Origin of the sequence: Devosia honganensis (assembly GCF_042648785.1) — a bacterium.
GTDB lineage: Bacteria > Pseudomonadota > Alphaproteobacteria > Rhizobiales > Devosiaceae > Devosia > Devosia honganensis.
Map to the genome: position 1 here is coordinate 392078 of NZ_JBHRYD010000001.1, position 13708 is coordinate 405785.

At 66.3% G+C, this 13708-nt stretch carries 10 protein-coding genes; 3 read left to right on the forward strand and 7 right to left on the reverse strand.

Going from position 1 to position 13708, the window contains the following annotated elements:
* Positions 1 to 13 precede the first annotated feature (13 nt).
* The 7 genes from ACFOOL_RS01950 to ACFOOL_RS01980 form a co-directional block, all read right to left on the reverse strand.
* Entirely contained in the window at positions 14 to 3016 is a 3003-nt protein-coding gene (locus tag ACFOOL_RS01950; RefSeq protein WP_380094382.1) for a 2-oxoglutarate dehydrogenase E1 component, read from the reverse strand.
* 468 nt (positions 3017 to 3484) lie between these two features.
* On the reverse strand, positions 3485 to 4393 hold the full coding sequence (gene sucD / locus ACFOOL_RS01955) for a succinate--CoA ligase subunit alpha (protein ID WP_380094384.1): 909 nt from the start codon (positions 4391 to 4393) through the stop codon (positions 3485 to 3487).
* 29 nt (positions 4394 to 4422) lie between these two features.
* Positions 4423 to 5622, reverse strand: a complete 1200-nt coding sequence (gene sucC, locus ACFOOL_RS01960) for an ADP-forming succinate--CoA ligase subunit beta (RefSeq protein ID WP_380094386.1) — start codon at positions 5620 to 5622, stop codon at positions 4423 to 4425.
* 91 nt (positions 5623 to 5713) lie between these two features.
* Complete coding sequence (mdh, locus tag ACFOOL_RS01965; protein WP_380094388.1) at positions 5714 to 6676, reverse strand: malate dehydrogenase; 963 nt, start codon at positions 6674 to 6676, stop codon at positions 5714 to 5716.
* Positions 6677 to 6932: 256 nt separating this feature from the next.
* Positions 6933 to 8063 carry a cell division protein ZapE gene (zapE, locus tag ACFOOL_RS01970; protein ID WP_380094390.1) on the reverse strand — a complete coding sequence of 377 codons (1131 nt, stop codon included), beginning with the start codon at positions 8061 to 8063 and terminating at the stop codon, positions 6933 to 6935.
* A 438-nt stretch (positions 8064 to 8501) separates the two neighbouring features.
* Positions 8502 to 9092, reverse strand: coding sequence for an AprI/Inh family metalloprotease inhibitor (locus ACFOOL_RS01975; RefSeq protein ID WP_380094392.1), 591 nt, complete (start codon positions 9090 to 9092; stop codon positions 8502 to 8504).
* A 123-nt stretch (positions 9093 to 9215) separates the two neighbouring features.
* Complete coding sequence (locus tag ACFOOL_RS01980; protein WP_380094394.1) at positions 9216 to 9449, reverse strand: hypothetical protein; 234 nt, start codon at positions 9447 to 9449, stop codon at positions 9216 to 9218.
* Positions 9450 to 9846: 397 nt separating this feature from the next.
* Here ACFOOL_RS01980 and ACFOOL_RS01985 point away from each other — a divergent pair, with 397 nt between their 5' ends.
* From ACFOOL_RS01985 to ACFOOL_RS01995, 3 genes are read left to right on the forward strand one after another with little or no spacing between them, the layout of a single operon-like run.
* Complete coding sequence (locus ACFOOL_RS01985; protein WP_380094395.1) at positions 9847 to 10953, forward strand: microcin C ABC transporter permease YejB; 1107 nt, start codon at positions 9847 to 9849, stop codon at positions 10951 to 10953.
* A complete protein-coding gene (locus tag ACFOOL_RS01990; RefSeq protein WP_380094397.1) occupies positions 10950 to 12044 on the forward strand; it encodes an ABC transporter permease in 1095 nt (364 codons plus the stop codon). The genes ACFOOL_RS01985 and ACFOOL_RS01990 overlap by 4 nt, the downstream gene beginning before the upstream one ends.
* Positions 12041 to 13663 carry an ABC transporter ATP-binding protein gene (locus tag ACFOOL_RS01995; RefSeq protein WP_380094399.1) on the forward strand — a complete coding sequence of 541 codons (1623 nt, stop codon included), beginning with the start codon at positions 12041 to 12043 and terminating at the stop codon, positions 13661 to 13663. Before ACFOOL_RS01990 ends, ACFOOL_RS01995 begins: the two co-directional genes overlap by 4 nt.
* Positions 13664 to 13708 lie beyond the last annotated feature (45 nt).

Genomic DNA, 13708 nt, shown 5'->3' on the forward strand with positions numbered 1-13708 from the left:
CTTCTTCGTTGGGCTATTCAGCGAATGCGTCTTCGAGGAACGCCTGGAGCTGTTCGAGATGGGTCCGCATCAGGCCCGTGGCCGGCGAGGCGGCGGCCGCCCGGCCCACATAGCGCACGCGCTGGCCGGTCCGGCCCATCTGGTCGAACACCCACTCTACATAAGGCTGGATGAAAGCCCAGGCTCCCATATTGCGGGGCTCTTCCTGACACCAGACCACTTCGGCGTTGGGGAAACGGTTCAATTCGTCCAGCAGCGCCTTGGCCGGGAACGGATAGAGCTGCTCGATGCGCAGCAGATAGACATCGTCCACCCCGCGCTTCTCGCGATCCTCGAGCAGGTCGTAATAGACCTTGCCGGTGCACAGCAGCACCCGCCTGATCTTGTCGTCCGGAACCAGCTTGATGGTGGTCTTGGGCAGGCCCGGCGCCTCGGCGTCGTCCCAGAGCAGGCGATGGAAGCAGCTATCCGGCCCCAGCTCCACCAGGCCCGAAACCGCCCGCTTGTGGCGCAACAGGCTCTTGGGCGTGAACAGCACCAGCGGCTTGCGGAAATCCCGCTTCAACTGGCGCCGCAGGATGTGGAAGTAGTTGGCCGGCGTCGTGCAGTTGGCGACCTGCATGTTGTCCTCGGCGCACAATTGCAGGAAGCGCTCGGGCCGCGCGGAGGAATGCTCCGGCCCCTGCCCTTCATAGCCATGCGGCAAAAGCATCACCAGGCCCGACATGCGGAACCATTTGCGCTCGCCCGAGGAGATGAACTGGTCGATCACCACCTGCGCGCCGTTGACGAAGTCGCCGAACTGCGCCTCCCACAGGGTCAGCGCCTTGGGCTCGGCCAGCGAGTAGCCGTATTCGAAGCCCAGCACCGCCTCTTCCGAGAGCATGGAGTTGATGACTTCGTAGCGGGCCTGCTCGGGGTCGAGATTGTTGAGCGGGGTGAAGGTCCGGTTGTCGACCTGCTGGTCGTTCAGCACCGAATGGCGCTGGCTGAAGGTGCCGCGCTCGCAGTCCTGGCCGGACAGGCGCACCGGATAACCCTCGGTGACCAGCGTGCCGAAGGCCAGCGCCTCGGCGGTCGCCCAGTCGATGCCCTCGCCCGACTTGATGGCGGCGAGGCGATTGTCGAGGAAGCGCTTCACCGTCCGGTGGACGTTGAAATCGGCGGGCACGTCGGTGAGCCGCGTGCCGATCTCCACCAGCCGGTCGATGGCCACGCCGGTCTTGCCGCGGCGCGGCCCCTCGTCGTCGGCCTGCCGGAAGCTCTTCCACTGCCCGTCCAGCCAGTCAGTCTTGTTGGGGCGGTAGTCTTGCCCGGCCTCGAATTCGCCTTCGAGCTTCGCTTTCCAGTCGGCCTTGAGCCGGTCGACATCGGCGGCGGTCACCAGCCCCTCGCCGATCAGCTTTTCCGCATAGAGTTCGAGCGTGCTCTTGTGCGAGCGGATGCGCGAATACATCAGCGGCTGGGTGAAGCTGGGCTCGTCGCCTTCGTTATGGCCGAAGCGGCGATAGCAGAACATGTCGATGACGACCGGCTTGCCGAACTTCTGCCGGAACTCGACCGCCACCTTGGCGGCGAACACCACCGCCTCGGGATCGTCCCCGTTCACGTGCAGCACCGGCGCCTCGATCATCTTGGCGACATCGGTGGGATAGGGCGAGGAGCGCGAATGGATCGGCGAGGTGGTGAAGCCGATCTGGTTGTTGATGACGAAATGGATCGAGCCGCCGGTACGATGGCCCTTGAGGCCGGACAGGCCCAGGCACTCGGCCACCACACCCTGACCGGCAAAGGCGGCGTCGCCATGGATCAGCAGCGGCAGCACGCTGGAGCGGTCGATCGGGGCTTCCTTGTCGAACTGGGCCAGCTTGCCCTCGGGCGAGATATGCAGGTCCTGCTTGGCGCGGGCCTTGCCCAGAACCACCGGGTCGACGATTTCCAGATGGCTGGGATTGGCCGTCAGCGACAGGTGCACGCTGTTGTCGTCGAAGCTGCGGTCGGACGAGGCGCCCAGATGGTATTTCACGTCGCCCGAACCCTCGACGTCGTCGGGGTAGAAGGCGCCGCCCTTGAACTCGTGGAACAGCGCGCGATGCGGCTTGCCCAGAACCTGGGTCAGGACGTTGAGACGGCCGCGATGGGCCATGCCCAAGACGATGTCCTTGATGCCCAGCGCGCCGCCGCGCTTGATGATCTGCTCGAGCGCCGGAATGGTGGCCTCGCCGCCATCAAGGCCGAAGCGCTTGGTGCCGGTATATTTGACGTCGAGAAACTTTTCGAAGCCCTCGGCCTCCACCAGCTTGTTGAGGATCGCCTTCTTGCCCTCGGGAGTGAAGCTGATCTCCTTGTCCGGCCCCTCGATCCGCTCCTGGATCCACTGCTTCTCCTCGGGCGCGGAGATATGCATGAACTCGATGCCCAGCGTGCCGCAATAGGTGCGGCGCAGGATGGCGAGCATTTCGGGAATGGTGGCGTATTCGAGGCCCAGCACGTTGTCGATGAAGATCGGCCGGGTGAAATCGGCTTCGGTGAAGCCGTAGCTGGCCGGGTCGAGCTCGGGCGCCACATCGTCGGCCCTGAGCTTGAGCGGATCGAGATCGGCATGCAGATGCCCGCGCATGCGATAGGCGCGGATCATCATGATGGCGCGGATCGAATCGCGGGTGGCCTGCAGCACGTCCGCCGCATCGGGGGCGGGCCTGCCCTCGGCGGCGGCCTTGGCGGCGACCGCCTTGCCGGTCTTGAGCGCCACCTCGCCCCAGTCGCCGTCGAAGGCGCTGACCAGCTCGCCGCTTTCGGCGCGCGGCCAGTCCCGGCGGGCCCAGCTCGGTCCCTCGGCATTCTTGAGAGCCTCGGCCGGGCTGTCGCCGAGCCGGGAAAAGAAGCTCGCCCAGGTCGGATCGACGCTGGAAGGATCCGCTTTGTAGCGGGAATAGAGTTGCTCGATGTAGTCGGCGTTCCCTCCGTAGAGGAAAGAGGTCAGCAAGAACGTGTCGTTCTTTTCCTGTCGTGTCATCGCGTGCGTCGCAGGGTGTTGCGCCCTGTCATCCTTCTCAACGAACCGGCCCTCGGCCGATGCCAGATGCGGTCAAACCAATGAAGCGATATTGACCGCTGTTCCTTTGTATCTTGTTAAGACTTGCGGCGCCCGCAAGGGGCGCCTTCTCACTCGATCGTGTATGGGCCACGACTAGCACCGAACCGTGACCGAAGCGCGACCGACATTGGTCGCATGGCCCCCGCTGCGCCCTTGCCAGGCGGAACCGTTGCCTTTGCTCCCCCCCTGAGGGGAGGGGCCGGGGGTGGGGGTTTGGGATTGTCCGGGAGTCCGCTTGATTCATCGAGAATATCGATGGAGCGGAACCCCCACCCCTAACCCCTCCCCTCAAGGGGGAGGGGGCGATGGACTCCTGGCTCAATTTATTCCCCACACCGGGCTGCCCTCGAGAGCAGCACAGCGTTTCCAGGAGCATCTTGCCTCCGCTCAGCCCTTGAGCACCTCGGTCAGCGTCGCGCCGATGCGGGCCGGCGAGGCCGATACCCGGATCCCCGCCGCTTCCATGGCGGCGATCTTTTCCTCGGCGCCGCCCTTGCCGCCCGAGATCACCGCGCCGGCATGGCCCATGGTGCGGCCCGGAGGTGCGGTGCGCCCGGCGATGAAGCCGGCCATCGGCTTCCTGCGGCCCTTTTTCGCCTCGTCGATGAGGAACTGGGCGGCTTCCTCCTCGGCCGAGCCGCCGATCTCGCCGATCATGATGATCGACTTGGTGGCCTCGTCGGCGAGGAACATCTCCAGCACGTCGATGAATTCGGTGCCCTTGACCGGGTCGCCGCCAATACCCACGGCCGTGGTCTGGCCCAGGCCCTCATTGGTGGTCTGGAACACGGCCTCATAGGTCAGCGTGCCCGAGCGCGAGACGATGCCGACCGAGCCCCTGGAGAAGATCGAGCCGGGCATGATGCCGATCTTGCATTCCTCGGGGGTGAGCACGCCCGGGCAGTTCGGCCCGATGAGGCGCGATTTCGACTTTTCCAGCTTCGCCTTGACCCGCACCATGTCGAGCACCGGAATGCCCTCGGTGATGCACACGATGAGCGGGATTTCCGCTTCGATCGCTTCCTCGATGGCGGCGGCGGCCCCCGCCGGGGGCACATAGATCACCGAAGCGTCGGCGCCGGTCCGCTCCCGGCCCTCGGCCACGCTGGCGAAAACCGGCAGCACCGCCGAGGCGTCGATGCCCGAGGTCCAGCTTTCGCCGGCCTTTTTGGGGTTCACCCCGCCCACCATTTTCGTGCCGAAATAGGCCAGCGCCTGCTCGGTGTGGAAGGTGCCGGTCTTGCCGGTGAGGCCCTGCACGAGAACCTTGGTGTCCTTGTTGACGAGAATAGACATCGGTTTGCTTCTCTTTCTGCGCGGGAGCTTCAGGCGGCCTTGCCGACGGCGGCGACGATCTTCTGGGCGGCATCGTCGAGATCGTCGGCGGAGATGACGTCGAGGCCCGAATTGTCGAGAATGGCCTTGCCTTCCTTGACATTGGTCCCCTCGAGGCGGACCACCAGCGGCACGGCGAGCCCGACTTCCCTGACCGCGGCGATGACGCCCTCGGCAATGACGTCGCAGCGCATGATGCCGCCGAAGATGTTGACCAGAATCCCCTTCACCGCCGGATCGGCGGTGATGATCTTGAAGGCCGCGGTGACCTTTTCCTTGGAGGCGCCGCCGCCCACATCGAGGAAATTGGCCGGCTCGGCGCCATAGAGCTTGATGATGTCCATGGTGGCCATGGCCAGGCCCGCCCCGTTGACCATGCAGCCGATATTGCCGTCCAGCGCCACATAGGCGAGGTCGAACTTGCTGGCCTCGATCTCCTTGGCGTCCTCCTCGGTGAGGTCGCGCAGGGGCTTCAGCTCCTCATGGCGGAAGCCGGCATTGTCGTCGAAGCTGACCTTGGCGTCGAGGACGCGCAGCCGGCCATCCTCCATGACGATCAGCGGGTTGACCTCGAGCAGGCTCATGTCCTTTTCGGTGAAGGCCTTGTAGAGCAAGGGAAACAGGCTCTTGCCGTCCTCGGCGGCCGCACCGTCCAGCCTGAGCGCCGAATTGATCCGGGCCACGTCCGCATCGGTGACGCCGGCGGCCGGGTCGATGGCGACGGTGACGATCTTGTCCGGCGTCGCCTCGGCCACCGCCTCGATGTCCATGCCGCCCTCGGTGGAAACGACGAAGGAGACGCGGCTGCTGGAGCGGTCGACCAGCAGCGAGCAATAGAGCTCGCGCGCGATATCGGCGCCGTCCTCGATATAGAGGCGGTTGACCTGCTTGCCGGCCTCGCCGGTCTGCTTGGTCACCAGCGTATTGCCCAGCATCTCGCGGGCATTGGCGACGACCTCCTCGACCGATTTGGCGAGGCGCACCCCGCCCTTGGCGTCGGGCCCCAGCTCCCTGAACTTGCCCTTGCCGCGGCCGCCGGCATGGATCTGGCTCTTGACCACATAGAGCGGCCCGGGCAGCGATCTGGCCGCCGCCTCCGCCTCGTCCGCCGAGAAGATGGCGACGCCGGCGGCGACCGGCGCCCCATAGTCCTTGAGCAGCGCCTTGGCCTGGTGTTCATGGATATTCATGCTTTTCCCCTTGGGTGGGCAGACAATAACCGGACAATTCTGGAGACCGGAAAGGGCCGAGCCGCCGGCTCCCGCCAGCGGCTCCGATGATTTACGCCAGCTTGGGCGCGATCTTCCTGCAGGCGGCGATGAGGCCGTCGACGGCGGCGACGGATTTGTCGAACGCCTTGCGCTCGGAGGCGTTGAGGGCGATCTCCACCACCTTCTCGGCGCCCCCGGCGCCGATCACCACCGGCACGCCGACATAGGTGCCCTTGACGCCGTATTCGCCATCCAGATGGACGGCGGCGGGCAGGACGCGCTTCTTGTCCTTGAGATAGCTCTCGGCCATGGCGATGGCCGAGGCGGCGGGCGCGTAGAAGGCCGAGCCGGTCTTGAGCAGGCCCACGATCTCGGCGCCGCCGTCGCGGGTGCGCTGCACGATCTCGTCCAGCCTGTCCTTGCTCAGCCAGCCCATCTTGACGATGTCGGTGAGCGGGATGCCGGCAACGGTGGAATAACGGGCCAGCGGCACCATGGTATCGCCATGCCCGCCCAGCACGAAGGCCGAGACGTCCTCGATGGATACGCCCAGTTCCTCGGCGATGAAGTGGCAGAAGCGCGAGCTGTCGAGCACGCCGGCCATGCCGATCACCTTGCCGGTGGGCAGGCCGGAGAATTTCTGCAGCGCCCACACCATGGCGTCGAGCGGATTGGTGATGCAGATGACGAAGGCGTTCCCGGCATATTTGGCGATGCCCGCGCCCACCTGCTCCATCACCTTGAGGTTGATTTCCAGCAGGTCGTCCCGGCTCATGCCCGGCTTGCGCGGCACCCCGGCGGTGACGATCACCACGTCGGCGCCCTCGATGTCCTTATATTCGGAAGTGCCCTTGAGGGCGACGTCGAACCCCTGGGTCACCGCCGACTGGGCGATGTCGAGCGCCTTGCCGGCCCCCACCCCCTCGACCACGTCGAACAGCACGACGTCGCCGAGTTCCTTCTGCGCCGACAGCAGCGCCAGCGTCCCGCCGATCTGTCCCGCACCGATAAGGGCAATCTTCCTGCGCGCCATAAGTCATCATCCCGGACTGCGTTGAATTGGCGCACGTCTTAACGCCGTCGGCCCAGCCGGGCAAGTGAACCCTTCGTCGCAAACAGCGAATGAGCCTTGCCGATGGGCGATGGGGCGATGCCGGATGGGCAAAGGGACCGAAAGAATACCCCTCATCCGCCCTGCGGGCACCTTCTCCCACAAGGGGAGAAGGAAGAAAGGGAGGTGGATCGCTTCTTTCTCCCCTTGTGGGGAGGGAGGCGAAGGGGCCGACACCTCACTCCGCCGCGTCGCGCAGGCCCCTGGCGAGGTATTCTTCGGACTGCATCTCGGTGAGGCGGGAGAGGGTGCGCTGGAACTCGAAAGCGGTCTTGTCGTCGGCGCCCAATTGCTCGAGCGGCACGGCGAAGCTGGCGGCGAGCTTGACGCCGCGGTCGTAGAGCGAATCGATCAGCAGGATGAAGCGCTTGGCCGCGTCGGACCGGGTGCGGCCCATCTGCGGCACGCCGTCGATGACCAGCGCGTCGAACTGGTGGGCGATGCGCACGAAATCGCGCGTGCCCAGCGGCCGCTCGCACAGGTCCGCAAAGCCGAAACGCGCCGCGCCCATGGCCATGAGCGGCACGGCGATGCGGCGCCCGACGCTCTCCACCACCCCCGGCGCCCCCGCCTCGCCGCCGGTGAGGCGCAGCCACATCGCGTCCATGGCGGCCCGCGCCTCCGGCCCCTCGCCGAAGGAGAAGACGTGCTGGCCGGCGAATTTGAGCCGCCGGTAATCCTGCTCGGAGGGAAGGTCCGCCACCACGGTCCGTTCCTTGAGCAGGGCGATGAAGGGCAGGAAAAGCTGGCGGTTGAGCCCGTCGCGGTAAAGATCGTCCGGCGCCACATTGGAGGTGGCCACCAGCGTCACCCCGCCGGCGAACAATTTGCCGAACAGCCGATCGAGCAGCATGGCATTGGTGATGTCGTGCACATGGAATTCATCGAGACAGAGCAGGCGCAGCCCCGAGGCGAGGATGGGGCGCACCACCGCCTCGACCAGATCGGCATTGTCGTCGCGTCCCTTTTTCGACTTGCGGAAGGCGGCGACGCCCGCATGCACCTCGTCCATGAATTCGTGGAAATGCAGGCGCCGCTTATGCGCAAACGGCACCGCGGCGAAGAACAGGTCCATCAGCATGGTCTTGCCCCGCCCCACCTCGCCGTGAAGGTAGAGCCCGCGCACGCTTTGCGGCTTTTCGAACAGCCCGAAAATCCGCTTGGGCTTGGTGGCCACAAGGTCCGCCAGAACCCGGTCCAGTTCGCCCGCCGCGTCGCGCTGCGCCGGATCGGGCGTCAGGGCATGGCGGGCGGCAAGCGCCTCATAGGCGGCGCGGACGGGGTGGGGAGAGGCAGGCAGAGGGGTCAAGACATATTCCGACGGGACAGTGCGTGGAGAGATACCCCCACGGTTTCGGGGCGCTCAGGCCGGCCCTCGGGTCGAGCCCGAGGGCAGCAAAGTGCTTGTGTGGGCAACAACGATCAAACCAGAAGCGTCCAAAGCAAACACTCCCTCTCAAGGGCAGCGGAATTGCATATGAGCCTGACGGCGCAATGGCCGCTGTCGTGTTCCCCTCCCCCTTGAGGGGAGGGGTTAGGGGTGGGGGTTCCGCTCCATCGATATTCTCGATGGATCAATCGGACTCCTGGACAATCCCGAACCCCCCTGGCCCAGCCATTCGAGCATAGCTCTCATGGCCTTCTCACCTTCAATCGCTCCACCGGAGCGATTGACCCTACGGGACAGTTCGAAGCCCTCAAGGGGGAGGGAGCGCTGGTCGCCGATTCCGTCAAAACATGAAAGCCCCTAGCGCGCCATGGAGACGGCCTGGCCGCCGCCCATCGTGCCGATATAGCGCCCGCCCGAGGGGGCGAGGAAGGCGGCGATATTGCCGTTCTCGTCGTAGAGCTGGAGCTGGCTGCCCACCTGCTGCCAACCGGTCACCGAGGCGATCTGCGGCACGGTGCAGCCCGGCGCCGAGGCGCGGTAGTAATTGGTGCCGGTCTTGGCGGTGAGCGGCAGGTTGAGCCGGCAGGTCTGGTCGCCGGCCACCACGTTCCAGGTGCCCTCGGGGCCGCTGGGCAGGCCCGTGGCCATGGGCTGGTCGAGGGTGACGATGGAGCTGCCCGCACTCGCCACCGCGGTCGAGCTCGCCGCCGGCTGGCCACCCAGGACCGGCTGGCCCGACAGGCCCGGCGCCGGCGTGCCGGTCGCCCCGATGGGCGGCAGCGTGTTCTGCTGCACGGTGGAGCTTTGCACCGGCTGCAATTGCTGGGGCGCGCCCACCACGTTGAGATTGGCCGTATTGGTCCGGCTGCTGGGAGAACAGGCCGCCACCAGAAGGGCAACGGCGGCCAGGCTGACGACGGATGAAGCGCCGCGCTTCCAATCCTGCATTGATCACTCCTGCCGCAAAGGCTTAAGGAACGTTAACTCTTGTGGCGGCATATAAACCAAATTCCCCGCCCCGTTCAATCGCCCATCCCGCATCGGGCCATCTTGGCGAGCAATGTGGCCGTTTTAGGGGACCGGCTTTTCCATGTCCTTGAGAAGATCGCCCACCAGTACGCCGGCATCCTCGGCCTCCTCTTCGGGAACCTCGAGGATAAACCCCTCCGGCCCGAAAAGGTTCGGCACCCCGGGCAGCCCGCCCTCGCGCGGCTCCAGCGGATGGAAGCCATGCGCCCGCAACGCCACCAGCAGCACCCTGGCGGTGGCCTGGTCCCCGATCTGGGCGATGGCCTGGAATTTCATCGGCGGCTCCTCGAAACAGCAACGATTCTGATCCGAAAGGGGAAGGGGACGCAAGGGGGTTCGGTGGGGCGCGGGGTGGTCCATGCGGTGTGGCGGCAAGGTGGATTGCCGGGACGAGCCCGGCAATGACGGTGGGGGAAGATGCGCCGGGGTTTGCGAACTTTCACGAGGCATAAAACCGCACCGATGCTGCCCTCGGGCTTCGACCCGAGGGCAACGGTGGGGGGCGGAGGGTGAGAGGAAAAACACCGGTCCGATGCGCATCCGCGCCCGTCTTGCCAAGGCGGCGGCGACATGGTGCATTGGCGGGCGCCTCACTGCATGGTGATTTGCCCTGCGGTGGAGACGGTCGCCACAAAGGCGATCGCTGGGGCAAATCCCTTGGGCCGGAGCGGGAATGGGCGCCTATATCATCCGCCGTCTCTTGCTGATGATTCCGACCGTGTTCGGCATCATGGCGGTGTCGTTCCTGATCACCCAGTTCGCGCCCGGCGGGCCGGTGGAGCAGGCGCTGGCCAATATGACCGGCGCCGGCGGCGGCATCATGGAGCGGGTGACCGGCAGCGAGGGCGGCGATCTCGTGGCCCAGCAGGGCCAGGCCGGCGCCGGGGCCGGCGGCTCGAGCTATCGCGGCAGCCAGGGCCTGCCGCCCGAACTGGTCGAGCGCATCGAAAGGCAGTTCGGCTTCGACAAGCCGCCGCTGGAGCGGTTCGTCTCCATGCTGGGCAGCTATCTGCGCTTCGATTTCGGCGAGAGCTATTACCGCGACATATCGGTGCTCGAGCTGATCAAGGAGAAGATGCCGGTCTCGATCTCGCTGGGGCTGTGGATGACGCTGATCGCCTATGGCATCTCCATTCCGCTGGGCATCGCCAAGGCGGTGCGGGACGGCTCGCGCTTCGATATCTGGACCTCCACGCTCGTCATCGTCGGCTATGCCGTGCCGGGCTTCCTCGTCGCCGTGGCGCTGGTGGTGCTGTTCGCCGGCGGCTCGTTCTGGTCGATCTTCCCGCTGCGCGGCCTCACCTCGCCGGGCTTTGCCGGCTTCCCCTGGTGGCGGCAGGTGCTCGATTATTTCTGGCATCTGGTCCTGCCCATCATCTCCATGGGGCTGGGCGCCTTCGCCACCACCACGCTGCTGACCAAGAATTCCTTCCTCGACGAGATCGGCAAGCAATATGTGGTGACCGCCCGCGCCAAGGGGCTGAGCGAAAGCCGGGTGCTCTACGGCCACGTCTTCCGCAACGCCATGATGCTGATCATCGCCGGCTTCCCCGGCGCCTTCATCGGCGCCTTTTTCGGCGGCTCGCTGCTGATCGAGACCATCTTCTCGCTCGACGGGCTGGGCCTGCTCGGCTTCCAGTCGGTGGTCAGCCGCGACTATCCGGTGGTATTCGCGACGCTCTACATCTTTTCGCTGCTGGGGCTGGTCATCGGCCTCGTCTCGGACCTGGCCTATATGTGGGTCGATCCGCGGCTCGACTTCGAAAGCCGCAGCCTATGACCCTGTCCCCGCTCAACCGGCGGCGCCTCGCCAATTTCCGCGCCAATCGCCGCGGCTGGTGGAGCTTCTGGATCTTCCTCGTGCTGTTCGTTCTGACTCTGGGGGCCGAATTCATCGCCAATGACCGGCCGATCCTGGTGTCCTACAAGGGCGAATTGCTGGTGCCGGCGCTGGTCGACTATCCCGAATCCACCTTTGGCGGCTTCTTCGCCACCACCAATTTCCGCGATCCCTTCATCGCCGGGGAAATCGCCGCCAATGGCTGGGCGCTGTGGCCGCCGGTGCGCTTCAGCCACGGCACGGTGGACGGCAATATCGCCTTTTCCGGCGCCAATCCGCCCAGCTTCCTTTTAAGCCGCGAGGACATCTGCCGGCGCTATCCGCTGGGGGTGGAGGACCCCGATTGCCATAAGGGCAATTATCACTGGCTGGGCACGGACGACCGCGGCCGCGACGTGCTCTCGCGTCTCGTGCACGGTTTCCGCATCTCGGTGCTGTTCGGGCTGGTGCTGACCGTGGTGTCCTCGGCGGTGGGGGTGCTGGCAGGCGCGGTGCAGGGCTATTTCGGCGGCTGGGTCGACCTCATCGCCCAAAGGCTGATCGAGATCTGGACGTCGGTGCCGGCGCTCTACCTGCTGCTGATCATCTCCAGCGTCATCGCGCCCAGCTTCTGGGTGCTGCTGGGCATTCTGCTGCTGTTTTCCTGGGTGAGCCTGGTGGGCATCGTGCGCGCCGAATTCCTGCGCGCCCGCAATTTCGAATATGTCGCCGCCGCGCGGGCGCTGGGCGTCTCCAATCCGGTCATCATGTGGCGGCACCTGCTGCCCAACGCCATGGTGGCGACGCTCACCTTCATGCCCTTCATCCTGTCGGGATCGGTGGCGACGCTGACCTCGCTGGATTTCCTCGGCTTCGGCCTGCCGCCCGGCTCGCCCTCGCTGGGCGAATTGCTGGCGCAGGGCAAGAACAATCTGCAGGCGCCCTGGCTGGGCCTCACCGGCTTTTTCACCATCGCCCTGATGCTGACCCTGCTGGTCTTCATCGGCGAAGCCGTCCGCGACGCCTTCGATCCGCGAAAGACCTTCCGATGACCTCGCCCCTGCTCTCGGTCCGCGACCTGTCCGTGCGCTTCGGTGCCGCCGAGGCGGTGCGGCAGGTCAGCTTCGACATCGCGCCGGGCGAAACGCTGGCGCTGGTGGGCGAGAGCGGCTCGGGCAAGTCGGTGACGGCGCTTTCCACCCTGCGGCTGCTGCCGCCCGCGGCGGCGCTCTCGGGCGAAATCCTTTTCGAGGGCCGCGACCTCGCCGGCGCGCCGGAGGCGGCATTGCGGGCGGTGCGGGGCAATCGCGTCGGCATGATCTTCCAGGAGCCGATGAGCTCGCTCAATCCCGTCCACACCATCGGGCGGCAGATCGGGGAAGTGCTGGGCCTGCATCAGGGCCTGCGCCGGAACCAGGCCCGTGCCCGCGCCATCGAACTGCTGGAAGCGGTGGGCATTCCCGATCCCGCCGGCCGCATCGACGATTTTCCGCACCAGCTCTCGGGCGGGCAGCGCCAGCGCGCCATGATCGCCATGGCGCTGGCCAACGATCCGAAACTGCTGATCGCCGACGAGCCGACCACGGCGCTCGACGTGACCGTGCAGGTGCAGATCCTGGCGCTGCTGAAAGCGCTGCAACGCCGGAACGGCATGGCCATGCTGTTCATCACCCACGACCTCTCCATCGTGCGGCGCATCGCCGACCGGGTCTGCGTCATGCGGCAGGGGGAAATCGTCGAGACCGGGCCGGTGGACGCCATCTTCACCGATCCGCGCCACGATTATACCCGCCAGCTGCTGGCCGCCGCGCCCCGGGGCGAGCCGCCCGAGCCGCCTGCCGACGCGCCCGCCATCGTCGAGGCCGAGGACCTCAAAGTGTGGTTCCCGGTCAAGCGCGGCCTGCTGCGCCGCACGGTCGGCCATATCCGCGCCGTCGACGGGGTGGACCTGACCATCGGCAAGGGCGAGACGCTGGGGGTGGTGGGCGAAAGCGGCTCGGGCAAATCCTCGCTGGGCTATGCGGTGCTGCGGCTGATCCCCTCGCGGGGGCGGATCGTGGTGCTGGGCCAGCCGATCGAGAACCGCTCCTGGCAGGCGCTGCGGCCGCTGCGCCAGCACATGCAGATCGTCTTCCAGGACCCGTTCGGCTCGCTCAGCCCGCGCCTGTCGGTGGCCGAGATCGTCGAGGAAGGCCTCAAGGTGCACATGCGGCAGCTTTCCCCGGCCCAGCGCGCCGACAAGGTGACGGCGGTGCTGCGCGAGGTCGGGCTCGACCCGGAAACGGCCACGCGCTATCCGCACGAATTCTCCGGCGGGCAGCGCCAGCGCATCGCCATCGCCCGGGCGCTGGTGCTGGAGCCGCAATTGCTCGTGCTGGACGAGCCGACCTCGGCGCTCGACGTCTCCATCCAGTCCCAGATCATCGACCTGTTGCGCGACGCCCAGCGCCGGCGCGGGCTGACCTATATGTTCATCAGCCACGACCTGCGGACCGTGCGGGCGCTGGCCCATCGCCTGATCGTCATGCGCCATGGCCGCGTGGTCGAGGCCGGTCCGGCGGCCGAAATCTTCGCCGCCCCGCGCGAGGACTATACGCGCCAACTGCTGGCCGCCGCCTTCGATCTTGCCGCGGAGGGGAGCGCATTGCCTCCGCCCCCGCCCGGCGGATAAACTTTGCCCGCACAAAGCATGGGAGCCGAGTTATGCCGCGACCGA